Source organism: Belnapia sp. F-4-1 (assembly GCF_000802185.1).
Lineage (GTDB): Bacteria > Pseudomonadota > Alphaproteobacteria > Acetobacterales > Acetobacteraceae > Belnapia.
Genome location: NZ_KN676113.1, coordinates 2,372,818 through 2,398,220, shown reverse-complemented (window position 1 = coordinate 2,398,220; position 25,403 = coordinate 2,372,818). Strand labels below are relative to the sequence as shown.

At 65.6% G+C, this 25,403-nt stretch carries 22 protein-coding genes and 2 pseudogenes; 13 read left to right on the top strand and 11 right to left on the bottom strand.

What is annotated here, in order from left to right:
* Positions 1-31: 31 nt before the first annotated feature.
* Positions 32-499, bottom strand: a complete 468-nt coding sequence (locus LH62_RS30275; protein WP_144404452.1) for a hypothetical protein — start codon at positions 497-499, stop codon at positions 32-34.
* A gap of 193 nt (positions 500-692) precedes the next feature.
* Complete coding sequence (locus LH62_RS31485) at positions 693-1,340, bottom strand: phasin family protein (RefSeq protein WP_201445474.1); 648 nt, start codon at positions 1,338-1,340, stop codon at positions 693-695.
* A 474-nt stretch (positions 1,341-1,814) separates the two neighbouring features.
* Here LH62_RS31485 and LH62_RS11475 point away from each other — a divergent pair, with 474 nt between their 5' ends.
* Positions 1,815-2,771: an alpha/beta fold hydrolase gene (locus tag LH62_RS11475; RefSeq protein WP_201445473.1), complete on the top strand. Its 957-nt coding sequence runs from the start codon at positions 1,815-1,817 to the stop codon at positions 2,769-2,771.
* A gap of 83 nt (positions 2,772-2,854) precedes the next feature.
* Here LH62_RS11475 and LH62_RS11470 read toward each other — a convergent pair whose 3' ends face one another.
* The 3 genes and pseudogenes from LH62_RS11470 to LH62_RS32700 form a co-directional block, all read right to left on the bottom strand.
* Entirely contained in the window at positions 2,855-4,810 is a 1,956-nt protein-coding gene (locus LH62_RS11470; RefSeq protein WP_201445472.1) for an alpha/beta hydrolase, read from the bottom strand.
* Positions 4,811-5,141: 331 nt separating this feature from the next.
* Positions 5,142-5,339: pseudogene (locus LH62_RS11465) on the bottom strand (terminase TerL endonuclease subunit); the annotation flags it as partial.
* A 267-nt stretch (positions 5,340-5,606) separates the two neighbouring features.
* On the bottom strand, positions 5,607-6,467 hold the full coding sequence (locus LH62_RS32700) for a serine protease (RefSeq protein ID WP_369796824.1): 861 nt from the start codon (positions 6,465-6,467) through the stop codon (positions 5,607-5,609).
* A gap of 217 nt (positions 6,468-6,684) precedes the next feature.
* Here LH62_RS32700 and LH62_RS29275 point away from each other — a divergent pair, with 217 nt between their 5' ends.
* The 6 genes from LH62_RS29275 to LH62_RS11445 all read left to right on the top strand — a co-directional run bounded on the left by LH62_RS29275 (position 6,685) and on the right by LH62_RS11445 (position 10,679).
* Entirely contained in the window at positions 6,685-7,023 is a 339-nt protein-coding gene (locus tag LH62_RS29275; protein ID WP_082012504.1) for a hypothetical protein, read from the top strand.
* Between the two features lie 354 nt (positions 7,024-7,377).
* Positions 7,378-8,022, top strand: coding sequence for a M48 family metalloprotease (locus tag LH62_RS11460; protein WP_043361380.1), 645 nt, complete (start codon positions 7,378-7,380; stop codon positions 8,020-8,022).
* 206 nt (positions 8,023-8,228) lie between these two features.
* Positions 8,229-8,744, top strand: coding sequence for a hypothetical protein (locus LH62_RS30270; protein ID WP_144404450.1), 516 nt, complete (start codon positions 8,229-8,231; stop codon positions 8,742-8,744).
* A gap of 107 nt (positions 8,745-8,851) precedes the next feature.
* Complete coding sequence (locus tag LH62_RS11455) at positions 8,852-9,172, top strand: hypothetical protein (RefSeq protein WP_043361379.1); 321 nt, start codon at positions 8,852-8,854, stop codon at positions 9,170-9,172.
* A gap of 66 nt (positions 9,173-9,238) precedes the next feature.
* On the top strand, positions 9,239-10,093 hold the full coding sequence (locus tag LH62_RS11450) for a phytanoyl-CoA dioxygenase family protein (RefSeq protein WP_043361377.1): 855 nt from the start codon (positions 9,239-9,241) through the stop codon (positions 10,091-10,093).
* Positions 10,094-10,448: 355 nt separating this feature from the next.
* Positions 10,449-10,679, top strand: a complete 231-nt coding sequence (locus LH62_RS11445; protein ID WP_043361374.1) for a hypothetical protein — start codon at positions 10,449-10,451, stop codon at positions 10,677-10,679.
* Here the strand turns inward: LH62_RS11445 and LH62_RS30265 are convergent.
* From LH62_RS30265 to LH62_RS11430, 3 genes are all read right to left on the bottom strand, one after another.
* Positions 10,673-11,233 (bottom strand): hypothetical protein, encoded by a 561-nt coding sequence (locus LH62_RS30265; protein WP_043361372.1) that lies wholly within the window; start codon positions 11,231-11,233, stop codon positions 10,673-10,675. The two genes, LH62_RS11445 and LH62_RS30265, sit on opposite strands and share 7 nt — an antisense overlap.
* Before the next feature lie 624 nt (positions 11,234-11,857).
* Positions 11,858-12,880 (bottom strand): alpha/beta fold hydrolase, encoded by a 1,023-nt coding sequence (locus LH62_RS11435; RefSeq protein ID WP_082012502.1) that lies wholly within the window; start codon positions 12,878-12,880, stop codon positions 11,858-11,860.
* A 9-nt stretch (positions 12,881-12,889) separates the two neighbouring features.
* Positions 12,890-13,990, bottom strand: a complete 1,101-nt coding sequence (locus LH62_RS11430; RefSeq protein ID WP_160299822.1) for an alpha/beta fold hydrolase — start codon at positions 13,988-13,990, stop codon at positions 12,890-12,892.
* 448 nt (positions 13,991-14,438) lie between these two features.
* Here LH62_RS11430 and LH62_RS11425 point away from each other — a divergent pair, with 448 nt between their 5' ends.
* Both LH62_RS11425 and LH62_RS11420 read left to right on the top strand, forming a co-directional pair.
* Complete coding sequence (locus tag LH62_RS11425) at positions 14,439-15,278, top strand: DUF1206 domain-containing protein (protein WP_043361371.1); 840 nt, start codon at positions 14,439-14,441, stop codon at positions 15,276-15,278.
* A 302-nt stretch (positions 15,279-15,580) separates the two neighbouring features.
* Positions 15,581-16,564, top strand: coding sequence for a tripartite tricarboxylate transporter substrate binding protein (locus LH62_RS11420; protein ID WP_043361369.1), 984 nt, complete (start codon positions 15,581-15,583; stop codon positions 16,562-16,564).
* 38 nt (positions 16,565-16,602) lie between these two features.
* On the opposite strand, the gene LH62_RS11415 is transcribed toward LH62_RS11420, so the two are convergent.
* Entirely contained in the window at positions 16,603-18,054 is a 1,452-nt protein-coding gene (locus tag LH62_RS11415; protein ID WP_236552538.1) for a beta-glucosidase, read from the bottom strand.
* A gap of 30 nt (positions 18,055-18,084) precedes the next feature.
* A complete protein-coding gene (locus LH62_RS11410; protein ID WP_043365608.1) occupies positions 18,085-19,674 on the bottom strand; it encodes an ABC transporter substrate-binding protein in 1,590 nt (529 codons plus the stop codon).
* 282 nt (positions 19,675-19,956) lie between these two features.
* On the opposite strand from LH62_RS11410, the gene LH62_RS11405 reads away from it, so the two are divergent.
* The gene (locus LH62_RS11405) at positions 19,957-22,506 is read left to right on the top strand and encodes an EAL domain-containing protein (protein ID WP_082012500.1); all 2,550 of its coding nucleotides are present in this window, start codon (positions 19,957-19,959) and stop codon (positions 22,504-22,506) included.
* Positions 22,507-22,596: 90 nt separating this feature from the next.
* Here LH62_RS11405 and LH62_RS29270 read toward each other — a convergent pair.
* Positions 22,597-22,995 (bottom strand): annotated as a pseudogene (locus LH62_RS29270) (transposase); the annotation flags it as partial.
* 124 nt (positions 22,996-23,119) lie between these two features.
* Here LH62_RS29270 and tnpA point away from each other — a divergent pair.
* The 3 genes from tnpA to tnpC all read left to right on the top strand — a co-directional run.
* On the top strand, positions 23,120-23,509 hold the full coding sequence (tnpA, locus tag LH62_RS11395) for an IS66-like element accessory protein TnpA (protein WP_043361366.1): 390 nt from the start codon (positions 23,120-23,122) through the stop codon (positions 23,507-23,509).
* Positions 23,509-23,856, top strand: a complete 348-nt coding sequence (gene tnpB, locus LH62_RS29265) for an IS66 family insertion sequence element accessory protein TnpB (protein ID WP_043366699.1) — start codon at positions 23,509-23,511, stop codon at positions 23,854-23,856. The genes tnpA and tnpB overlap by 1 nt, the downstream gene beginning before the upstream one ends.
* Positions 23,857-23,904: 48 nt before the next feature.
* On the top strand, positions 23,905-25,403 hold a 1,499-nt coding region (gene tnpC, locus LH62_RS29260), incomplete at its 3' end, for an IS66 family transposase (RefSeq protein WP_201445470.1).

The window sequence follows — 25,403 nt, the reverse complement described above, 5'->3', positions numbered from 1 at the left end:
CACCATGCGTTGGGACACGACCGCCGAATGCCTACTTCGCTGCCTTCCCTCGAACCGGGGCCCCACTTTTGTGGGGCGCTTGCGAGCGAGGGCGCCGTGCTCGTTTTGTCGGAGCCGACGCGGGCTCTTCAGCGGGCGTCGCCTCGGCACCATTCTCGCGATGGCCACGTTCGGGCGCTGCCTGGTCCGAGGAGTGCTGCGTCGCTTCTCCCGCAGCGCGGAGCACCAGAGTGCCACCGTGTGCCAGTGCGTCGAAGTACTCACCAACAAAGCGCCGCTGCAGCTCTACTGCCGGGCCCGGCTCTGCGCGATCCAATAGCGCTTCGGCAAAGAGCTTGTTGGTCGCCATCACGCCATTGAAAAGCCGCGACGCAGCCTGCTGCGCCTCCCGCACCTGCGCACCGGCTGTGCCGGAACTAGGCGCGGAGGTCATCAGCTGGCGCATATTGGCTGCGGCTTCCTCCACCAGGCCGGCGAGGTCATGCTTGGTCTTATCCATGTTCCACTCTCCGTGTCTAACCGTGGCGCCAGACGTTGTCGTCAAAACATGAGGACAGGCTGGGCCCTCCCGGGCTGAGCGTGCAACGCCGGCGCACCGGGTGGTCGAGGGCAACATGACAACGGCTGGGGCATCCGTGGCGCCCCAGCCGCTCCCTTTTAGGCTCCGGATCCTTGCGAATCCCGCGCCTGTGTTACTCCGCTGCGGTCTGGACCGGCCGCTGGGCCTGGTCAGCCTGGCGGATCTTCTCCTCAAGCGGACGCAGCGTCTCGTCGGCGGTGCGACGCGTTGCACGAACCAGCGTGGCGCTGTTGCGCAGCAGGGTGTCCGTGTACTCGCGCATGAAGCGCTGCTGCAGCTCCATGATCGGTGCCGGGTTGGCGAGGCGGAACAGCTCCTGCGCCGCGCGCAGGTTGGTCTGAACGACGCCCTCGACCAAGCCCGCCATTCCCTGCTGCAGGTCGCGCAGCCCGCCTTCGGCGGCGTTGGGCAGCGCCATCAACTGGCGCACGTTCTCAGTCGTACCCCGGGCTGCCTCGGCCACCTTGCGGCTGACCTCCTCGAAGCGCTGCGCCGCGTCTTGGGCGATCTGGCGCTGGGCGTCGGCCATCGCCTGCGTGCTCCGGCGCGCTGTGTCGTTAGCAAGTTCGGCACCGCGACGGGCAGACTCAGCTCCAGCGTCGGTGCCGTGCCGCGCCACGTCAGCGCCGACCTCAGCATTCTGACGCAGAGCCTCACCCGTGGCGTGGCCGCCTTGCTGGACGGCGTCGGCGACGCGGCGAATTGCCGCATCATTGACGGCGGCTGCGCGTGCATCCTGAGGCTTATTGATGTCGACCATGTGAGTTCTCCACCCAATATATTCGCGGAACATTCAAGAATGCTGCACCGCACAATCGGGTTGTGGGCTAGTAGACGTCTGGACGCAAGAGACAATTTAGAGTCAAGAACGTTGAAACTATTTCAGGGCGCGGCGTCTTATTACGCCAAGCGCTCAGAATTCCTCTCGCGTCGCTGTGTAATTTGGGTTTGGAATGAACTCACAAACTGTCTAGTCCGTAAATGGAGCGGTATTCGTTCCACCTATTTGACTGCCCTGCTGATCGTCGGTGTGCCGCCAACATCGTCATCGATGCCAGTGGTTTCGATGGTTTATCCCGGCCGTCCCGCACCGACGGGCCCTGATGGGCTCGTTGCGGCCAAACATCATAGGAACACAGCATTGAAGCTCGTAGCAGTAGCTAGGACCCTTCTCGAGAGCCGCACGGCGCTTGCCTGCGGAGCGGCTGTCACTGCCCTCGGCGCACTTGCCCTGGTGAACCGCGCCGCCGCGCGCCGGGCGGAGTGCGAACATCCACCCCAGGGTACGTTCCTCAATGTGGACAGCATTCGGCTGCACTATACCGACCGGGGCGTCGGGCAACCGATCGTCCTCATCCACGGCAACGTGGTCTCTGGCGACGACTACGACACCAGCGGCGTCGCCGAGGGCCTGCTTGAAACCAACCGGGTGATCATCTTCGACCGTCCAGGTTTCGGCCACAGCGAGCGGCCACGCGGCCGTGTCTGGACGGCGACGCAGCAGGCGGAGCTGCTCCACAAGGCGCTCAAACAGCTGGGGATCGAGCGCCCAGTTGTGGTGGGCCACTCCTGGGGTGCCATTGTAGCGCTTTCGCTGGCGGTGCGGCACCAAGCCGATGCGGCAGGCCTTGTGCTGCTCTCAGGCTACTACTTCTGGACCCTGCGCCCGGACGTGTTGCTGGTCACGGCGGGGGCGATTCCGGTGGTCGGGGACATCCTGCGCTACACTATTTCACCATGGCTGGGGCGCCTCCTGATGCCCTTGCAGAAGCGCGCCATGTTCTCGCCGGCGTCGGTCACCAAGCGGTTCCAGCGTGAATACTCGGACGCGATGGCGCTGCGGCCGTCCCAGATCCGTGCTACCTCGGTCGACGGCACGCTGATGATCCCGGGCGCGCTGGGCTTGCGCCGGCACTACGCCGACCTCCGGATGCCTGTGCTCATCCTGGCGGGGAGCGGTGACAAGGTCGTCTGGAAACGCAATGCGGAGCGCCTGCACGCCGCCATCCCGGGCAGCACGCTGCGGATCATTGAGGGAGCGGGGCACATGGTTCACCATTCCGACCCAGGGCAAGTCGTCGAAGCTATCCAGTGGATCGCCGGGACGGCCGCCAAGCTGCCCGTGGCGGCGCTCCACGAGTCAGCCGTATCATCCCGAGCGGTTTCTGAAGCTTCAGCCCAAGCAGTGTAGCAACGCCGCCCTCCGGGTTGGAGGCGGAGAGCCCCAGGGCGACTGGCGCCGAGGCAAATGCCGGGGAATGTGGCCCCGTCGCCCTACTTCTCTAGCACGTAGGTGCCCGGCGCATCGGCGATCGGCGGATGTGCGGCGCTGCCCATTGCTGGTGGTTTGTCTCTCTCGCCTGAGCGCGCCGCGAGCCAAGCCGACCAGTCTGTCCACCAACTGCCGTCGTGCTTCGTGGCCGCCTCCCGCCACTCCTCTGGCGTTGCCGCTTGCGCCTCGTTGGTCCAGTAGGCGCCCTTGGCGCCCGGCGGGTTGATGATGCCCGCAATGTGGCCAGAGGAAGCGAGCACGTAGCGCACCTTGCCGCCGAACAGCTGCGTGATGCGCCAAGCCGCGTCCCAGGGAACGATGTGGTCCTTTTCGGCACCAACCGCATAAGCATCCAGTTCGATGCGCCCAAGGTCGATGGGCTCGCCCTTCAGCTCGATCTTACCTGGCACGACGAGGTTGTTCTCCTTGTAGGTATTCCGCAGGTACCAGGCATGTGCGGCGCGGCACATGCGGGTGCCGTCGCTGTTCCAATAAAGCAGGTCGAAGGCCGGCGGCTTCTCGCCCATGAGGTAGTTGTTCACCACGTTCGCCCAGATTAGGTCGTTGGAACGCAGCAGATTGAACATGTTGGACATCTCTCGGCTGTCCAGGTAGCCACGCTCCATCATCTGCTGCTCAACCAAGTCTATGGCCGGCTCATCCATGAAGACTGCGGTGTCGCCCACGCGTGTAAAATCCTGTAGCGAGACCATGAAGGTCGCTGCGTTGAAGCGCTTGTCACCCTTCCGAGCCAGCCAAGCGAGAGTCAGGGCGAGCAGCGTGCCACCGATGCAGTAGCCCATCACGTTGATGGACTTGGCGCCGGTGATCTCGCGCACGACATCGCTCGCCTCCAGCGGGCCGAGGTCCATGTAGTCCTCGAAGCTGATCTCCTCCATGGAGGCGTCGGGATTCTTCCATGACACCATGAACACGGTGAAGCCTTGGGAGACGAGGTGCCGCACCATGCTGTTCCTTGGCTGCATGTCCAGGATGTAGAACTTGTTGATCCAGGGCGGCATGACCAGCAGCGGTGTCCGGTGCGCTGTCTCGGTCGTCGGCTCATACTGGATTAGTTCAAGCAGGCGGTTGCGATGAACCACCTTGCCCGGCGACAGGGCCAAGTTGCGCCCAGGCGCAAAAGCGGTGGCGTCCACCATACTGAGGCGCCCTTCCCTCAGGTCAGCCAGCAGGTTGCGCGCGCCGTTGGCGAGGCTGGCGCCGCCGGTCTCCATCGCGCGGCGCAGCGCCGCCGGGTTCGAAGCGAGCAGCAGCGTCGGGCTCATCGCGTCCACAAACTGCCGGAGATGGAAGTCCAGCCGCCGGCGCTCCGCCTCGTCCATGCTCTCCGCCTGCTCGGCGCCTTGTTTCAGCAGCCAGTTGGAGGCAAGCAAGTAGGCCTCCTTCAACGTACGATATGCCGGGTTGGTATGCCACTCCGGGGCAGCGAACCTTTTGTCACCGCCGGCGGCAAGAGCGCCGCTGCCTGCCGCCTCCCCACCCCACCAGCGCTGACCCGCCTCGTTCCAGGCTTCCACAGCCGAGCGCACCAGATTGGCATTTAGCTCCATGGCCGCTACGGCCACGCCGGGCTGTTTCAAGGAGCGCATCCATAGCGTCCGGAGCGCCCTGACGACCTCCGCCCAATCAACGGGCACGACATCGCGCAGCGGGTTGGCGTTCCACATCTGGTCGACGGACCGTAGGAAGGGATCCTTAGTCAGTATATCGCCGAGCTGCCCCACTCCGCCGGTAATCGCGTTGCCACCGAACTGGTCGGTCATCATCTGCCACCAGGGCTTGGCGTGACCGGTCCGGTCCCAACCCGCCGATTTCGACATCGCCTCCACCCAAGAAACCCAAACGCCGAGCATCGTGTCGGGGCTGGGTGGAGACCCTTTACTGCCCTCGCCCAAATGCTCGTGTGCGCCATTCTCGCCGGTGTTGTGGCCTGCCATGGTATTTTCTCCTATGGCGCTCTCGTCCGCGCCGTTGCAGCGCTCAAGCCGACTTCGTGGCCCGCCATCCTCGGCGCTTCCAATCCGACTGATGGCTCAACCGTCACGTCCTTAGAGACATGCAAACGTCTCAGGGCTGGCCGGGTTGGAGATCGTGAGCAGATGTGCCGCTATAGTCACGCGGGTGCGGAGGGAAAAGCTCCAGCGCCGCCGACTGCGCCCAACCATCGCGTTGAGGTTATTCTCCGCCGGGCAGTAAGATGCCGCGCAATCTCTGCCGCTTCCGACAACGTCGGGGAGGGACGGCGAGCTTGAACCGCCTTGGACATGTTTACGCCATCCACAGCTCCGCCCACTCATAGATGCTGGTGAACTGCTCCGGCTCCGTCATCGAGCGTCCAACCGCCATGATGAGCGCCACGGCTACGTCGATCTTCTGCTCCGGCCGCGCCTTGGTCGGGTAGAGGTTGTCACGTCGGTCGGGCTTGCCGACGACGTTGCCGAGGCACCACTCGGGCACCGGGTTGCCGTCATGCCGGAGCGGCCGGAACGCGTGGCGGCGTCAAGCTCGATGATCGCCGGCGAGAAGTTGGCGGAGATCGATCGGAACTCCACCATCTCGATCTCCTACGCCCGTAGCCTTTGCGCCAGCCCCAACGGTCGTAACCAATACTCAAGTCGAACGCGGGGGCTGAGCTCCAAGAAGTCGCACCCTATGGTCTGAAACCGGAATCCTCTGGACGCACCCACTCCTATGTCCCTGCCCCGCTGCGCGGATGCTGCTATTACGAACCAGCTAAGGGTTTGCTCCGATAGCGGCGGCAGGCACGGCATGGCCGCTGGCGACTGTCGCGTCCGCAATGGTGCTGACTGCAACTCCAACGACACCCCAACCACTTCCGTCAGGACGACGAGCAAGCATCGGAGCTCCGCTCGCGCCGCGGGTGGCAGCACAGTCATGGGCGAGCAGAACGTGCCCCGAAGGCCTTCGCGTGAGGGATCCAAGACGGCACCCGGTATCAGCAGACAGCGTTTCAGGCCGATCTTGCTGGTATCCTCCCAACATCACCGGCGATCCCGGCTGCGGCGTACCACGCAGCAAGGGCAATATATGCCCCGGCGCGCCGATCGGCCGCTCGAGGGTTAGCAGCGCCCAGTCCGCACCGGCTGGTCCCATAGCTGCCACTCCGGGGGTGAAGCCCGGCCCGACCGTATAGGAGACAACTCGCGCATGCCCCGTGTACTGACCAAGATTGTAGCCGAGCAGGAAATGGACCGAACGCGCTTGGACAAACTGGCCCGAGCGCGATGCCACCAGACAGTGCGCGGCGGTAAGTACCGTGCGCGAATCGACCAACGTGCCAGTGCAGCGCCCACCGACCTCCGTTTGCACGCGCCCGAGCGAGCGCCATGGTTCGGCGGTAGGGTCGACCCGTTGCCGCGGGTCGGTGGCCCCAATGCCAGGAAGCAAATTGCCTCGTGGCGCTCTGCGCAACTCGTCCTGACCGCTTTGCGCCGAGGCAGTCCCGGCGGCGACTGCTAATGCAGCGAAAAGTAGTGCTGCTGCCGGGGCAGTGGTAGGTGCGATGCAGCGAGTTCCGCGGTGAAAACAGCTGCGATATGGCCGTGGCTCGGCGCGGGGCACGCTCAAACGCATCAGGTGTCTCCGCACACCGGCAAGCGGATGAAAGACGATAGTCATCGATTCCTCCGAATTGGCGACTGTGCGGTACTCAAGAGCGGATGAAGTTTGTCGCGCTCCAACTCTAGGCGAAGCTGCTGCGAGTTCCGGGTACGAACTGACGGCGCAGCAACACCGCAGAGTGATTTAGAATATTTAGGATGGCGAAATAAGATCCTCGTGATCTAAGACGATGGTGATGCCGGTGCAGGAGGGCGTGCCAGCCGTCGGCACTCGGGCTGATCCGACGCTGGTGAAAGCTCTAGCTCGGGCGTTCCGGTACCAGCGGCTGCTGGACGAAGGACGGTACGCCTCAATTAGTGAGATGGCAGCGGCGGAACGGATTGAGCGTGGTTACCTCGGTACGCTGCTAGCGCCAGCGATCGTGGAGGCGATCTTGGACGGGCGGCGTTATGAAATGCTGACACTGCCACGGTTGATGGACCCATTTCCCTTTGAGCGATCCGACCAGCGTGCGGCCATAGCCGCGTCAGATGTCATGCCTAAGGGGCCAGAAGAAGTCTGCCGCTGAGAAACGCAAATAGCTCGGCATCATCACATCCATACATGCCGGTGAGGTTCGCCATTGCCGACACCGGCAACCCGGTAACCATCCGAACAGTTATCAGCTCGGGAAGCGAACGGAGCAGCTGTCGTGGGCGGCGATCATGCGCGGCTAGGTACGAGACCCAGTGTCGCCGTGGGCGCGTTCCAACCATGCCAAGGACCCTTGGTGTCCAGCTTGCCTTGGCTGCCCGCATTCGCTCTTCTTGCCATGTTGTCGACAGCCGGGTGCGGCGCCCGCGTTGCACCACCGCAGGTCAACCCGGCTGAGCTTGAGGCGGCACGGCTGGCCGTTGCGGAGGGCAGCCCACCAGCTAGCGGGATGCAATCGGCCGAGCAGGCAACAGTGGTCCTCACCGCTGTCTCGCAGCGCCTTGCTGCGGCCGCGCAGCCGCTCTGCACGACTTACCTTGGGCAGCCCTGCAGCTTCCGTATCTATTTGGATCAATCCGCGACGCCGCGGGCGGCATTGACCGGACAAGGAGAGGTAACAATCACGCTCGGCATGATGTCGCTGCTTGGATCGGAGGCCGAGGTGGCGGCCGTAGTGGGACATGAGTTTGGCCACCACGTTGCCGGCCACGTCGGCAAGCGACGTGTCCGGAGTTTCGCCGCCGGCACTGTCGCCGGGACATTACTGGGGGCGGTGGTGCCCTTTGGCGGAATCGCCGGTTGGGCACTCGGCCAGGGCGCGGCCCAGATCGGTTCAAGCACGACGCAGCTCGCGTTCTCCAAGGACGAGGAACGCGAGGCCGATTACCTCAGCGGCTATCTTGTCGCCCGCGCCAGGTACGACCTCGACCGCGCCGGTCTCGTCTGGGTGAGGCTGTCTCGTGGTGGACCGAACGAAACCGCTAGTTGGCTCGACAGCCACCCTGCGGGGCCGGAGCGACTGGCAGCTTGGCGGAAGACGATCAGCGAGGTGCGCGCATCTTCCGACCTCGTGCCACGGCGACCAGGGCGGTAGCCGCTCCGCCTGCCGCGAGACGGTACTCTGAGCCGAATAGCTGCGCATCGCTGGGCGCTCGTGGAGCAGATGGTGGTCGGGCCCGCCGGCGCTGACATCCGGCTCCGGAAGGAGGGACCGGCCGGCCTCGTCCGAGATCTCACCATCGTCGCGCCCGAGGCACCGATGGCGGCGGCACAATCCCAGGCGACCAGCATCAGGAGCGGGTGCCGCTGGCCATTCGCCGCGAGCCGGGGCAAAAGACGGTCGTGACGCCGGCGCAGGAAAGTGCGCCGACTGTGGTCACACGAGCTGATCCGGCGCTGGTGAAGGCGCTGGACAGGGCGTTCTGGTACCAGCGGCGGCTGGACGAGGGGCGGTACGCCTCGATTAGCAAGATAGCGGCGGCGGAGCGGATCGAGCGCGGATCCGGCAAGGTCGTGGCGGTACCGCGGTGCGCCGCCGAGGACGGCTTGTCCTGGGGAGGGGCGGATGAAGGATCTTGGGGTGCTACGCCGGCTGATGTTGGGCGTTTGTGCCTTTCGGTTCTGCCGCAAACCTGCAGGAAAGTGACCGTGGTTCCTTCAGCCCGTGCTGAATGGGATTTCCACGTAAGCTCCGACGTGACCGTCTCGCCGCGCTGCCTTCGAATTCGCACCGTACATTTTCCTCGACGTCACGGCTTGGATTGGGCGGCATGCCCGAGGGCGGTTGTGTGCCGCAACCAAGCGGCCAAACACTGATCGCCGAGAACATAATCAGGAGTTGATTTTCGACGTAAATATTCACGGCTTCTCGAGGGGCAGGCAGAAGCGGTATACAGCCCTCACGGGAACGCGAGAATCGTTTGATGTTGGTAGAAACCGGCGTGTTCGGCGGCGAGCTGCTACCCGATAATTCTGTTTCGGAAGTTTTCGCAGCCAGAGTCGTCATCCCCGACACAGCCTTCGCAGGCCTCGGCATTGGTCGCCACGAGCGTCCGCGTTGCCTGCCCGCCTGCTTCCGCTGGTGCTTCAACCACCTCGGCACCGGCGGTACCCGATGGAGCGTGATGCTGCGCGACGAGGAACACGCCGAGCTCTACTTCGCCCGGGTCCCGGACGCCTTTGCCTTCGTCGCCCGGTGGTCCGTGGAAGCGGCCCCCGCCGGGCAACCGGCACCTGTCGTCTGAGCGGGACGCCCACTGGCAAATTCGGTCTACCACGAGAACAGCGCATAGTTGCCGCAGGAGCATGCCATGACGATCCAGTCGCAACAGCTTGCAGACGAGAGCTTCCGGACTCACGACATCGCCGGCCACGTCGATAGCCTTTACCGGGACGGCATCACCGGCTTGCAGGGCGCCTTCTCCCGCGACTGGGCAGAGCGGATGCGTGAGGACATGATGACTGCGTTCTGGGCTGCGATCCAGCGCCCCGGCGGTGCCGTCGGGCGCGGCCCTCGACGCTGGTATGTCGAGATCCACCCGCAGGACCTGCACGGCTTCGTCGACCTCGTAACGCACCCATGGGTCGTGGGTCTGTGCGAGGCGGTGCTTGGCCCGAAGTACCAGATCGTCGAGGTCGGCTTCGACGTCCCCGTCCAGGGCGCCCGCAACCAGCCCTGGCACCGCGACTTCCCCTCGCCACCCGAAACCTGGGGCGACCAGCGCCGCCTCACGTCGCTTGCTTTCAACCTTACTGGTGTTGATGTAACCCCAGACATGGGTCCCTTCGAGGTCGCGCCCGGCACACAGTGGTTGGACGGGCGCGGGTGGAAGCACGAGATGTTCCCGCCAGCGGAAATCTGGCCGCGGTTCGCTGACAAAGGCGTGCGCAAGTACCCGCGGATGGGTGACATCTCCTGCCGCTCGGCGGTGACGATCCACCGCGGCACGGCACACCCTTCGCCGATCGCCCGCCCGGTGTTGGTACTCGGCGTCGATGCCCCCGGCGCCGGCCATGCCGCCCTGCATGACATGATGGTCACGCCAGACTACCACGACGCCCTGCCGCAGTCCGTGCGTGACCACCTCATCTGCCGGGTCGCCGAAAAACTCGTTCCCGTCGTCCAGAAGCACGACATTGAGGGCCTCGTGATGGGCGTTGAGTGACGTCCCATACGGCGCCGACGAGCGAGGCGTGGTGACGCCGCACGATAGCCTCGGTGCGCAGCGCGAGGCGGTCGAGCCTAGTTGAACTCCAGCCCGCTTTGGTCTTGACTGACCGTAAGGGGTGGGACCGCATTTACGTCCGTTTTAGCCTGATGGGCGGAGGTAAATGCGTTCGCTCTGCACTCCTGCTTGATGACATGGTTTGGCCGGAAGCAGACTGACTGCATTTGGACGGCTCCTGGGCGATGCCGACCTCATAAACCGCCAAGCATTTTAGCCTCTGCCGACCTAAAGCTGCCCTTGGCGCGTTCTGCGCGACGCTCACGCGCCTTCGGATCCAAGGATTACTGCTGATATGCCAAGCCCGACACCGATCGCGCTAGCACCCAAGCCGGACAGCCTCAGCACCTCCCTCAAGCGTACCATTCAGGCTCTGAAGAAGCGACGCCGCGACGAAGCTGCCGCCGCGACCCAAGAGGAGCAGATCGCCGAAGCCATCACCCGCTTCACCGGCAGCTTGATCTTCGTCTACATCCATCTCGTTCAGCCGCGTTCCGCCTACGTTGAAGACGTCCTTGGTCAATAGCGCCGCCCGAACAGCCGCCGCCACCACGAGGGGCCGGGTTCATCCTCGACCCAGGCGTAACCAGCCTTCTTGTCCCATCGACGTGGCGCCTCCTCCGGGGAACCCGATACTCTGCCTGCTCTGGGTTGCGGGATGCGGGGCATGTCCTGATCGCGTTCGAAGCGGTACTGATCTTCTGGTCGCCCTACGGAGTAGCGGTCCAGCCTAGCCATGGACTGGGCTGCCGCCGTCGCCGCCTGTGCCGCTGATACCGCCTCTTGGATAGTAGTCAGCAACTCTCGGTGTAGATGTTCGATGCGCTCTCTTTCCGCAGTCTCGGCAGTTTCTGCGCGTTGGATCGCGTCTCGTGCTGCCTGCTCTGCGACAGCGGCTCGGGTCTCGGCAGCATGTCGTGCTTCCGCTTCAGCCTCCCGAGCCTGCTGATCCACCTCGGATCGCTGTTCTGCCTCTTGAGCCCGCCTCTCGGCTTCCTCCGCACGCTGGCGCAATTCACCAGTAAGCCGTTCCAGGGCAGCGAGAACGGTATCGATTGCGGGCGTGGGCGGGTTGCTCATGGGGATATCCAGCCCTGGTTCGCTCGGGAGCGGCCCCGGGCATTCAGCCGCAACCCAAAGACCGGCTGCGGACCCGGACGTGCCCTAAGCGGACTTCCCCCACAAAGGTTCGCGCATTCAGCCTCCGCCTCTACCGGAGCGGAGGAGCATGGCGCACCCCACCTCCCATGCTTCCTCGGCGCTTGAGTAGGACTGCGTGGCTATCTTCCGCGCATAAAGACGGCCGTCCTCGTAGATCGCCCAGATCCAGGGCTTGGGCGGCCTGCCCTGGCGGTGAACTTTGACATACAGCGTGCCCTTGGCGCCGTCTGCCAAGGGTGGCTCCATCTTCAGTTTACTGGCCGGCGACACCTAGCGTTCCCTTTGTCGGTTGCTGGATTATAAATAAACCGTAACAGACACATCAACGCAAAATCAGGGGAGTACGCACGCGCCTTGGGCATGGTGATCAAGCAATCCATATAAGCCACGACGAAGCGAGGACGCCGCGTGACCTCGGACGCAGCAGCGCCGCACGCTGGCTTGGCAAGAACTCGGCGGTGGTCGGGACACATCCGGCGACTGAACTATGGGCCGTAGATGCCGGCAGGCTCCGGCCTGGGTGAGGCCGGGCCCGCGCTGCGGTCAGATTGCCGGCGACCCACCCAGAGTTGGCCGTTGCTCCTCGGACGCGGTTGATGCCTTGGAGCTCCCGGCCACCCCGAGGATGGTAGTGACGACCTCATCGATGGCGACGTGGTGGACCATGTGCCCGGCGCCCGGAATGACTCGCAAGGTGCTGCCAGGGATCACCGCGCGCAGGCGTTCGGCAAGGTGGTAGCTGACGATCTTGTCGCCGTCGCCCGCCAGGATGGCGACCGGCATCGCCAGCTCGCCGTAATGGGCCTGCAGGCTCGCCGCGCTCGGCACCATGAGGGCGCCATCGACGCAAGTCGCCCGGATCTGCCACGGCCGCAGCGCCATGGCGTTGGAATACTCGGCCTTGAAGCGCGCCGTGACCGGCGCAGGGGCGAACATGGCGAGCTTGGTAAGCGGCATGGTGAGCCAGCCGAAGACGGGCGAGATGGTGTAGCGCAGGATGTCGCCCAGCACCGGGGTCGCCCCCGGCGCCACCATTAGCGCGTCCAGCCGGAAGGTCGGGAAGTAGTAGCCCGAGAGCAGCACGAGCCCGGCAGTATCGGCCGGGTGCCGGATGGCGAGCGCAAGGGCCACCAACGTCCCCCAGGAATGGCCGACGACGACCGGCCGCTCCACCCGCAACTGCTTCAGGGCATTGTGCAGCAGCTCGGCCTGCTCAAAGGCCGCCCAGGGGCGCCAGCGCGGTCGTTCGCTGTAGCCGTAGCCGGGTCGGTCGAAGATGATGACGCGGCAAGTCCCGTGCAGGCGCTCGGCGACGCCGCTGGTGTTGTAGTCGTCCCCGGTCACGGCGTTGCCATGCACCAGGACGACGGGCCGCCCGCTACCGCGGTCGCTGTAGTGCAGCCGCACGCCGTCCACCTCGAGGAAGGCGCCCTTGGGCGGGTTGCGCCGCTCCGCCCATCGCGCGGCGGCGTAGTTCAGTGCCGCCAGGACGGCGAGAATGATGGCAACGGCGAGCAGGACGCCCTGCCAGGTCCAGGGGTCCTGCATGTTTCCGAAGAGGTTCATGTCCTTGTCTCACCTGCTGGAGGCCGAATGGGCCACCTCCACAGCCGCGCACGGCTTGCGCGCAGCATAACGGAACGGGACGCTGCCACTGAAGGGTTGCCGTCCGGCGGCCGGGCACGGGAGGCGCACCGCGTGACTGACCGGCGCCTGCCAGGCGGCTGCAGCAACAGCCTCCACGGCGTTGGCCACCACACCAGCGGCGCCGTGATGCACCATGTGGCCTTGCCCCGGGACGACCCGCAGCGTGGTACCTGGCAGCTCGCGGTGCAGCCGGACGGAGTGCAGCCCGGGATCCACGATGCGGTCCTCGGCGCCTGCCACGATCGCCACTGGTAGCCGCAACTCACCGTAGCGGTGCTCGAACCCCGCGGCCGACGGCATAAGCAAGCCGCTGTCCTCCGCGCTGGCCCGGATGTGCCCGGGGCCGAGGGTCAGCCAAACCGGAAATCCCGCGGCGAAGCGCGGCGGCACCGGCGCCGGGTCGAATGCCTTGGCGATCAGGCCGGGCGAGAGCAGCGCGCTGAGCACGGGCGCGACCGTGTAGCGCATCGCATCCCCCAGCACCGGGACCGCGGGAAGCGCCGCGAGGGCGGCGGCCGGGCGGGGAACCGGGTAGTAGTAGCCGGACACCAGCACGAGACCCGACACCGCGGCGGGGTGGTCAAGCGCCAGGGCGAGCGCGACGAGGGTACCCCAGGAGTGCCCGACCACGACCGGCCGCTCAACTCCGAGCCGCGCGAGCGCCGCCGCGAGCACCTCTGCCTGGGCCTCCGGCGTCCATTCCCGATCGCGCGGCCGCTCGCTACGGCAGTAGCCGGGCCGGTCGAACGCCAGAACCCGATGGGGCCCGGCGGTGAGGTCGAGCAAGCCGCTGGTGGCGAAGTCCTCGATCATGGACCCGTCACCGTGCAGCAGCACAACGGGCGGGTCCCCCGACTCTCGCTCGACAAAGCGCAGCTTGACGCCGTTCGCCTCCACGAAGTGCTGGGGGAGCAGCGCTGAACCCCGCTGCCCATGCAGCTGCACCTCGGCGCCTGCCGCAGTGGGGCGCACCTCCGGGGCGGTGCATGCCTGCAGGGTCAAGACGGCCAAGGCCGTGGCAAGGACCACGCCGATCCCGGCCAGTCCCGGCGTGGATCGAGGACGCATCCGACATGGTGTGCCAACCCGAGTGACATCGGCGGCGATCAGGGCGTCACCTGGAGCGTACTCGGGGCCGAGGCTCCCGCGGCCTGGGTTGGGCCATAGGATGTGAGCTCCTCAATGGTTAAGTAGGACAACCGGTCGCATCCATCGCAGTTCCGGGCATCGCACTTGGTGACCAAGTGCGCGCCCCAGAGTTCTGCCACCGGAGGTGCCGATGTCGGATGGCTGGCTGGGCACGTCCGCTTTCGGGAACGCCGCTATGGTAAGCTGATGACCGATATGGGCGCACAGCCGTCAGACCATAGAAGCGGCGGCATACGGCCGCTTCGCTCAACCAAAGCTCCGGATCGTTCGGAACCGGACCGGACCGCTCCCGTTTCGGCTTCGCATATTTATAGATGGATCAGGATCGATGTTGAGCGCCCATCGCAGCCGTCTAGAGCTACTTGCTCGCCTCGGGTACGCGGCCCGGGGTGTTGTGAATCTGCTGATCGGTCTTCTGGCTGTGCTCGCGACGTTTGGACGGGGCGGCGGGGCAACGGGGTCAAAAGGCGCGCTGCAGACGCTCCTTCTTCAACCCATGGGCAGTCTTCTTCTTGCGGTTGTGGGACTTGGATTGTTCGGCTTTGCCCTCTGGCGCGTCTTTCAGTCGCTCTTGGACGCCGACGGGCTCGGCCGTGCTCCGCGCGCCATAATCGTCCGCCTCGGGCAGATGGTGTCCGCCTTCGTCTATACTGGGCTCGGCGTGTTCGCAGTGAGCCTTCTTTTTGGTTTTGCGACCAGTGGCGGTGAGGAGCAGTCGGCACGCGACTGGACGCGATGGTTGCTCGCACAACCCTTCGGCCGGTGGCTCGTCGGCGCCGTCGGCCTAGCGATCGTTGGCGCAGGTCTCGGCATGGCATACAAGGCATGGTCTGCCTCCTTCGCGCGGCACCTCGCCTGCAACGGAGCTACGGCGACCTGGGTGATGCCCCTTGGCCGGCTGGGCTACGCTGCCCGCGGCATCGTGTTTCTGATCATCGGCGGCTTCCTCATGCTCGCCGCATACCATACCAATCCTAGCACGACGCATGGCCTTGGTGGCGCACTGTTGGCCTTGCAGGAGCAGCCTTTCGGCCGACTGCTTTTCGGACTGGTGGCGTTTGGCCTCGTGGCCTTTGGAACTTTCGAATTTGCTGAGGCGCGGTACCGGCGTATCGACATGTCCGACGGGCGCAGCATACTCGACGCGGCGAGGGCCCGCATGGCGTGAGGCGCCGCTGAAGCGAGGAGACAAGCAGCAGGTGCCTCGCTGGCAACCAGCCCAGGCGCCGCGACTTCCCTCGCCTCCCAAGGCTTGGGCCGACCGGCGCCGCCTCACCTCGCTTGCTTTCAACCTTAGCAGTATCGACGTAACCCCGGACATGGGCATGATCGGCAGGGCTAAATCGGAATCAGTGACCTGAGCTCCTCGGTTCGTCGGTGATAGGGCCTTGCTTGGGGATGGTCAGGAGCGTCCTTGGCCCGCATCATGTCGCAGCAGAGCCAACGTCCCTGGGAGAGGAAAAGTCCCCAATGCTCCGCCGCCATGCGCTTACACTCGGTGCCGCGGTCGCGGCCCGTCCCCTTGCTGCACAGACGCAGCAGGACGGGGCCGAAGCCTGGCCCAGCCGCCCCGTCACCATCCTTGTTCCTTTTGTCGCCGGTGGCCCGTCGGACGTCGTCGCTCGCGTCATCGCCCAGTACAGCGGCCAGTCGCTTAGCCAGCCGGTCGTGGTCGAGAACCGGGCTGGCGCGAACGGCGAGGTCGCGTCACGCCTGCTTGCCCGGGCGCAGGCGGACGGACACACCCTGCTCGTAGGATCGATTGGCGTCTTCGCCATCAACGCCGCACTGCGCCCAAACCTCGGCTACGGCCCGCTGGCCTTCACCCCCATCACGCTGGCGGTCACCACGCCGAATGTGCTGGTGGTGAACCCGGACAAGGTGCCCGCGACCGACTTGCGCGGCGTCATCGACTGGCTGCGGCGCAATCGTGGCCGTACCAGCTACTCAACCAGCGGCGTCGGGTCCTCGGACCAAATGACCATGGAGCTTTTCAAGCAGCTCACAGAGACCGAACCGACTCACGTGCCTTATGCAGGCGGAGCGGCGGCAGCCACTGACCTGATTGCCGGCAACGTGGAGCTAAGCTTCCAGAACCTCGGCACGGTGGCCGGCCACATCCAGGGCGGACGGCTGCGCCCAATTGTGGTCACCAGCGCCGAGCGCCACCCGGTGCTGCCCGATGTGCCCACCGCCAGCGAGGCAGGGTTGAAAGAATTCGTGGTTACCTCCTGGCAGGCCCTCATGGCTCCTCCGGGCATGCCGGCGCCGCTGGTCAGGCGCGTGCACGCAGCCGCGACGGAGGCGCTGCGCCACCCCGAGGGACGGCAGCGACTCGAGCAGATCGGTTTCACGGTGGTGGCGGGCTCGCCCGAGGCGTACGCCGCCTTCCAGCGCGAGGAGGTGGAGCGCTGGCGCGGCGTAGTGCGGACCGCGGGCATCAAGGCGGAGTGACCGGCCGCAAGGATGGTGCGCCACGCACTGCCTGGTGGTCAGTTTGCCCGACCTGGGTGCTTTCCGAACTGCAGCGCAAATAAATGCTGCTGCCACCGGAGCTCAGTCGCCAAGGGCGCATGGACGGGGCGGCGGCCACTCCCGTTCGGCTCCAGCTCGAACAGGCCATTGGCGCAGTAGCGGTCATCGTCCCACCCGGGATGGCCAAGAATGGGATAGAGGCAGACGCCCTCGACCGGAACGCCTCGCCGAACGGCCTCACGCACCTCGCCGCCGACGTGGCGCAGCCAAGGCGCACGGAGGTCGTCCTCAATGCTGGTCTCGGCCAGGAAGAGTGGGCAGCCATAGCGCGTGTGGACGGCCGCCAGGAGCGCATGCAGCGGGCGGGTGCGCGGGTCGAAAGGTGACAGCGGCTCGCCCTCGCATAGCCAACGTCCCTGAGGCAGCCATTCCCCCGCGCAACTCCACTGATTGTTCCAGTAGTAGTTGACGCCCACCGCGTCGAACGTCTCGGGTCCGCCACCAAGTGCAGGCTCCACCCGCCCAGCAAGCATGTCCCAGGCTTGGAACTGCGCCCTGTTGTACCAAGCGTCAGCGAGCTCTGTATCCTCGCTCCGTTGCGGCACGACATGGATGATCGGCTCAATCGCGAGAATCCGAGCCCCTGGCGTCGCTTCGCGCACAGCCCGTGCCGCGGCCGCCGCGGCCCGCACGAGCTGGCGCTTAAGCTCGAGGCCACGTCCGCGCGCGGCGGGGTTCATCCTTGCCATGTCACCGCCGGCCCAGGCCAGGAAGGAGATCTCGTTCACCGGGCAGATTACGGGCGGGCTGCCGGTTTCCTGGAGATGCAAGCGGGCGAAGGCCGCGGCATAATGAGCTAAGCGGTCCACGAAACTGACTGAAAATACGTCTAGCCCGTCCGGCCAGCCATAATGGCACAAGTCCCAGGACACCTGCACGCCCGCGGCTTCTGCCGCGCGGAGTAGCGGCAGCACGGGTGACCAGTCGTACCATCCCGGCGTGCCGCCCTCCACGAGGTGCCAGCGCACGCCGTCGCGGGCGGCCGTGATGCCGTGTTCGGTCAGCTGGAGGTAGTCAGAAGCCGCCAGCTGGTCGTGCCGCGTGGCCGCGATCAGGTCTAGCCGCCGCCCGTCGGCACGACGCTGCGTTGAGCACTCAAAGCCACCGAGGAAGAAACTCCGGAACAGCCCCGGTCGGAATGGCGCGCGCAGCTCTGGTGCCGCAGCGGCACCAGGCGTCTCTCCGAACATCGCTGCCCCCGCCTTGATGGCCACCCCGGCCAGCAGCTGACGGCGGGCAACAAGAGTCAACGGTGGGTGGGGGTGTCTATCGACATCGGCCTCCTCGGAGAGCTTCGGATTGCTGGCTGCTGCATTATGGCGGCAGCCTCTACATGTTTCCACTCTGGCGGCGCCACTCGGCAAACACGGTGCGAAAAGCCGGGCGAGAAACCCATCCAGGTCCGCCAAGGTGCCCATCCCGTTCCCGAAGCCTCGCCGTTAGAACGGGCGCACGCCCCAGGGATAAGGCATGCTGCCTTTCATCAATCCGGTGATGGATTTTCGGTAGGCAGTGCGGATGAAGAACTGCCCGAGAGGGATGGTCGCCACGTCGTCCTGCGCCAGCTTGTTGATCTCACTGCCCAGTGACTTCTGGCGCTCCGCGTCGGGCGCATCCATCCAGGCCTGGACCAACTCCTGCATGCGGGGGTTCTCGTACCAGCCGAACCATCCGGACCGGCCTGGTCCTTTCACCAGAGAAGACACCGCCGGATTCAAGTACGCCAGGGACGAGCCGTAGGTGTGGAAGATGCTCCAACCACCCTGCTCGACTGGCTCTTGGCGTACACGGCGCTGAACGACTGTGCCCCAGTCGCTCTCGGCAAGGTCGACGTTCATGCCCAACCGGCGCAGCACGTCAGCCGTGACCTGGCCGTGGGGACCGATCAACGGAAAGTCCGTTGGGTTGATAATGGTCACCTTATCGCCGCGATAGCCGGAGGCAGCGAGCGCGGCCTTGGCCCGATCCAGGCTGCGCGGCGGACTGGTGAGTTCTGAAAGATCTTCCGCTCCGAGCGGCGTGCCGCAGGGGAACAGGCTCCGGCACTCGCGCCAGACCGACTGATCATCACCGAGGATCGCACGCATGTAGTCGGCCTGGTTGACGGCGAGCGCCACGGCCTGCCGCGTTTTCAGATTGTTGAACGGTCCCTGTAGGTGATTAAGCCGCATGAGGCTCATGAATCCGGCAGGATTGAGCACTTCGAGCGTGATACTGCGGCTGCGGGCGAGCGTAGGGATGAGATCCGAAAGCGGCTGCTCTACCCAGTCGACCTCGCCGCTCTGGAGCGCGGCCGCGGCGGTCGCAGGGTCGGGCAGGATGTGCCACTCGATGCGCGGGAAATGCGCGACCTTGCCGCCCGAAGCCCAGTCAGACGGCTCCTGCCGCGGTACGTAGCCCTCGAACTTTGTATAGGTTACGCGACTTCCCGAGACGAACTCATCTTTCAGGAAGCGGTACGGACCGGACCCAACAACCTCGCTGACTTGAACGTTTGCATCAGTCGCGGCCAAGCGCTCGGGTATGATGAAGGCCACGTTGGCGTCGGGCTTGGCGAGAGCGTCAAGCAAAAGCGGGAACGGTCTGGTCAGCCGGATTTCCAGCGTGCGATCATCGGCGGCGCGCCAGGCTTCTACAGCTGGCGCCAAGAGCTGGCCGAACGGGTCGCGCTTTGACCAACGTGCTAGGCTCGCGGCACAATCCTGGGCGCGCACGGGCTCCCCGTCGTGGAAGCGGAGCCCTTCCCGCAGCCGGATGCGCCACACACGACCATTATCGGAAACCGTGTGACCCTCTGCCATCTGCGGTCGAGGCCTGAGTTGTCCATCTACGGCGTAGAGCGTGTCATAGACATGGTACCCGTGCATTTGGGTCACGATCGCACTCGTCCAGATCGGATCGAGCGCGGTGAGGTTCGCCTGCGGCACGAAACGCAGCGTGGCAGCTTTTGCCGGTTGCGCGACGGAGGGCGAAGCGAGCATGGCACCACCCAGCGCGGCAATGCCCCGGATCAGCGTCCGGCGTTCCATAGCGCCCATTTCTTCCTCCCTGAGCAGTCGCCGAGGCTAGGAGGGGCTCCATTGAACGGTCAATCGGACATAGCTGCCACTGCGGGCGGCCGTCTATTCCAAGTAGACTCGTTGCGGTCGCCGTGTATCGAGTTACTAATTTTGCTCGGTTTTTTCCGAGTTAGTATTGGTTGCCCTTCCACAGACTCACGAAACTGTAATTCTGAACGCCCAGATTGCAGGCCCAGTCCCGGGTTCACCTGTGTAGCCTGATTTTTGTTCAGGAAAGCGACGTCGGCTGGAATGCTGCGAGTTCTAACGTGCGTGACAGTTGAGCATGACCACCGGCTGGTCGTTCTTGCCGTCGTGGTCTGCGCCGTCGCCTGCCTGGCGGCCCTCAACATGTTGTCACGGCGCGAGGCAACCTTGGGGTGGCCACGAACTGCTTGGCTAGCGGGAGCCGGAGCTGTTTTCGGATGCGGTGTTTGGGCCACTCATTTCGTCAGCATGCTGGCTTTTCAACCCAGGCTGCCCAGTAGCTACGAGGTCACGACCACACTGCTGTCAGCCGCCGTGGCCTCCCTCGGCGCCTGGGCTGCTTTCGCAGCTGCCGACGCCCTGCAACAACGCCAAGGTCAACTCGCAGGAATGATGGCAGGCGGGATGCTGCTCGGCGGGTCAATCGCCGCCATGCATTTCATCGGCATGGCAGCGATGCACCTCCCGGGCACAATCCTCATTGATCCCGATTTGGCCGTCACGGCGGTGGCCATCGCACCGCCACTCGCTGCGCTCGGCCTTGGGCTCGGCGCCTGGGGCGCCCGCCTGCCTCGCCGTCTCGGCGGCGCCGCACTTCTTTCGCTTACCGTCCTTGGCATGCACTACACGGCCATGGCAGCAGTCGAGATCATCCCCGCTCCAGGCGACACAAGCGTTCCAGAGCCCGGACTAGCGCATGGTGTCCTGATCGCGGGGCTGCCAAGCAACGGCAGTCTTATCCATACAGGAACGCTCGCCATTGCGGTTGTCGGGGCCAGCGCCGTGATCCTCGCGTTGAGCCTATCGGGCGCGCTCGTCGACCAAATTCTGACCACGCGTGCGGCGAGAGAGGCGACGCGACTGCGCCAACTCGCTGGGGCCGCGCTAGAGGGTATTGTGATCCACCGCGACGGGATCATCCTGGACGCCAATGCGGCCTTCTGCCGCATGGTTGGGCTTGCCCATGGACAGGTGGTCGGTCGCGACGCGGTCGGCCTCGTGGACGCGGCCGACACGGAGTTGGTACGCCAACGTCTTCGTTACGGGGCGACCGAGATGGCGGAGATCCGCTTACGCGCGGCCGACGGTGCAGTTCTACCGGTCGAGGTACTGACCCGACCGATCGAGCATGATGGTCGCCCAGCCACCGTAACGGCCCTGCGCGACATTTCTGAACGGAAGCGCGCCGAGGAGCGCATCGATTTCCTCGCCCACCACGACCATCTGACTGGCCTGCCCAATCGCGTCCTCCTGGACGAGCGGCTGCGGCAGGCGCTGGAAGCCGCCGTTGCGACGGACGGCTCGTACGCTGTCCACTGCATGGACCTTGACCGCTTCAAATCGATCAATGACGTCTTCGGACACCCAGCTGGCGACCGGCTGCTCGTCTTCGCGGCAGAGCGGCTCCGCGCGGCTGTGCGTGCGTCGGACACGCTGGCGCGCACCGGCGGAGACGAGTTCGTGGTCGTGCAACCCGGTGCCGGGCGCGCCGAGGCCGCCTCGCTCGCGCGCCGGCTCGTCTCGGTCCTCTCGCAAGGCATCCAGCTCGAAGGTCGAAGCGTCTCTGTCGGGACCAGTGTCGGCGTGGCCCTGTACCCTGCGGATGGCACGACTGGGGAAAGGCTGCTGCGCCACGCGGATACGGCACTCTACCGCGCAAAGCGCGAGGGGCGCGGTACCTTCCGCTTCTTCGAGGAAGCCACAGACGGGCGGATGCAGGAGCGCCATGCGCTGGAGCACGACCTTGGCGAGGCGCTCGCGCTCGGACAGCTCGACCTGCACTACCAACCGATCATGGATTGCCCGACGGGCCGCCTCGTTGGCTTCGAGGCCCTCGCCCGGTGGCACCACCCCGTACGCGGTCCTGTCTCTCCCGCCGAGTTCGTGCCTGTCGCGGAGGAGTGCGGCCTCATTCTGCCGCTTGGCCGCTGGGCGCTAGAGACCGCCTGCGCAGAGGCCGCCACATGGCCGTCCGAAGCCTGCATTGCGGTTAACCTCTCTCCTGCGCAGTTCCGCCAGCCCGGGCTGCCGCAGCTCGTCGCCGATGTGCTGCGCAGTACCGGCCTTCCCGCGGACCGACTCGAACTCGAAGTGACAGAGGGATTGCTGGTGGATGACACTGACCGTGCCCTCGCCGCGCTCGCCGCCATCAAGCGCCTGGGTGTCCGCCTGGCGCTTGACGACTTCGGCACGGGCTACGCCAGCCTGAGCTATCTGCGCCGCTTCCCCTTCGATCGAATCAAGATCGACCGCTCCTTCGTGAAGGGACTGGGCTGCGACGCCGACGCGACCGCCATTGTGACGGCGGTCCTGGCTCTAGCGCGCAGCCTTCAGCTCGGCGTCACGGCGGAGGGCGTCGAGACGGAGAGGCACCTGGCGTTGCTACGTGCCGAGGGATGCCAACGCGCCCAAGGCTTCCTCCTCGGCCGCCCGGTGCCGGCCACGCGCATTCGGGAACTTCTCACCGTGGCACCGCATGGCGCCGCACCGCCGAGAGCTGGTGCTGCACCTACTGGGCGAGCAGACGTAGGGCTTGGTGCCTTGGAGAGCGTTAGCGACGCCCATTGGGTGAGCAATCGCTCCGCTGAATCCTGATCAGCCAAGCTGCACCAGGATCAAGGAAAAACAACGCTCTAGCAGCCTGTCGGATTTGCACTTGGTGTCAGGCCGAGGGTTGAGGCGCGATCAGGCTGCGAGCCGCAGGTTGTGGAGCCTGCGGCAGTTGTAGGCGAGGGCGACGAGGGTCCACTCGCTGGTGACCTTGGCGAGGCCGCGGAGGTGGAAGCGGGTGAAGCCGAGGGCTGACTTGATGGTGCCGAAGACGGGCTCGACGGTCTGCTTGCGACGGGCGTAGCGGGCTTTGGCATTAGGGGTTTCGAGCTTGGCCACCATGGCGAGGCGCCAGGGCTCGGTGATGCGGCGTGGCGTCCTGGGCTGGGGTGGCGGCCGGAAGTCGTAGGCGCGGTGCGGCTGGGTCCGGCCGATGGCGACCAGCGGCTCGATCCCGTGCGCCTCGAGGGCGGCAACTGCCTCGCCTGAGGCGAAGCCGGTGTCGGCGAGGACGGTCTGTGGCAGGCCGAGCCGTAAGCGTCAGCCGTCAGCGGCCTTGAGATGACGGGGCGTGCCTGCCGAGATGGTGGGCATGACGGACGCAGCTGAAGTGGCGGAACCGCTCGGAGCGGGTTCTTACGACGGTCGGAATGGCACGATGCGAGCGCGCCCGGAGCGGGGCGTTCGGGTCGAGGTCCACTCGGTGCGGCGGCGAGAGTGGCCGGACGAGGACAAGCTGCGAGTAGTGCGCGAGAGCCTGCAGCCGGGTGCGGTGGTGCAGGCGGTGGCGGACCGGAACGGGGTGAGCACGGGGCAGATCTATACCTGGCGCAAGGAGATACTAGCGGCGGCGGTGTCGGGGTTCATGCCGGTGGCGGTGGTGCCGGAGGCGCCGCGTGTGGAAGGACCGAGGCCGGCGCGGGAGGGTGTGGTTGAGGCGCCTGGCGTGATTGAGATTGGCTTTGCCTCCGGTGTGACGGTGCGTGCCAGCGGCCGGGTGGACATGGTGGTACTGCGGGGCGTGCTGGCCGAACTGGGTGGCCGGTGATGTTTGGCCCGCCGCCTGGCACGCGCGTCTACTTGGCTTGCGGCGCGACGGATATGCGGAAGGGCTTCGATGGTTTGGCAGCCCAGGTGCAGACGGTGCTGGCGCAGGATCCGTACAGCGGCGCGGTATTTTGCTTTCGTGGGCGCCGCGGTGACCTGCTGAAGATTTTGGTTTGGGACGGCCAAGGCCTGGTTCTCGTGGCCAAGAGGTTAGAGAAAGGTCGCTTCGTGTGGCCGCAGGCGACGAGCGGTGTTGTTTCACTCACGCCAGCCATGCTCTCGATGCTTTTGGAGGGGATTGACTGGCGCATGCCGGCCTGGACGGCTCGGCCCGAGGTTGTGGGGTAACGCTCCTCTTATTTGCGGCGACGCGCTGCGGTCAGCGACGCTGTACGCGTGACCTCCGACCTCGACACCGCGGCATTCCCGGACGATGTGGAGACGCTGCGCGCCCTGCTGGCGCAGCGCGATACGCTCCTTGCCGAGCGCGACGCTGCCCTGGCTGAACGTGACGCCGAGCTGCGCAATGCAGGCTTTGAGATCGAGAAGCTGAAGGTCCAGCTGGCGGCATTGCGGCACGATCGTTATGGCCGGTCCTCCGAGAAGCTGGCGGCCGAGGCCGACCAGCTTGAGATGCTGATCGGCGACCTCGAGGAGAACCAGGCTGAGCGCGAGGCTGCGGCGGAGAAGGAGCGCCAAACCAAAGGCAGGTCCGGCAATCAGCGCAAGCCTGCCACGCGCCGGCCACTGCCCGAGCACCTGCCGCGCGAAATAGTAGTGCACGAGCCCGTCCTGGCCTGCCGCTGCGGCTGCACCGATCCCGCCCGCCTGACGCGGCTCGGCGAGAGTATCACGGAGGTGCTGGAGAAGCTTCCGGCCAGGCTGAAGGTGATCCGGCATATCCGGCCGCGCTATGCCTGCCGGGCCTGCGAGGCCATGCTGCAGGCACCTGCGCCAGCCCTGCCCATTGAACGGGGCCGGCCCGGGCCCGGCTTGGTGGCCCATGTGCTGGTCTCGAAGTATCTCGACGGCCTGCCCCTCTACCGTCTCTCAGGCATCCTGGCGCGCGAGGGGGTGGAGGTCGAGCGCCAAACCTTGGCCGACTGGGTGGGCCACGGCGCCTGGTGGCTGCGGCCGCTGGCCGAGGCGATCGGCACCTATGCTCTGGCGCAGGGCGTGATCTGGACCGATGACACCACCATTCGCGTCCTCGCCCCGGGGCGCGGCCGAACCCGCATCGGTCGGTTTTGGGTCTATGCCTTTGACCCCAGACCCTGGGGCGGCACTGGCCCGCCGGCGGCGATCTACTACTACTCGCCGGACCGCAAGGGCGAGCGGCCCCGCGAACACCTGGCCGGCTATCAGGGCTGGCTACATGCCGATGCGTACGCCGGCTACGACGCGCTGACCGGGGCCAAGGGCGGCAGGCCGCCGCAGATCACGCATGTCGCCTGCATGGCCCATGCGCGGCGCGAGCTGTTCAAGGTCTACGAGAGCACCAGGTCACCGATCGCCGAGGAGGCCTTGCGTCGGATCGGCGAGCTCTACGCCATCGAGGCGGCGCTCAACGGCCAGTCGCCCGAGCAGCGCCGCGCGGCGCGCCAGATACAATGCAAGCCGCTGCTGGATACCCTACATGCCTGGATGCTGGAGCAGCGGCGCCGGCTGTCGGGCAAGTCAACGATCGGCAAGGCGCTGCAGTATGCGCTGAACCGTTGGGATGCGCTGTCGCGCTATGTCGAAGATGGCAAGCTCTCGATCGATAACAACCTCGCCGAGCGGCAGCTGAGAGGCATTGCCGTGACGCGGAAAAACTATCTATTCGTCGGTAGCGACGCAGGTGGGCAACGCGCCGCGATTATCTACACCATCGCCGAAACCGCAAAGCTGAACGG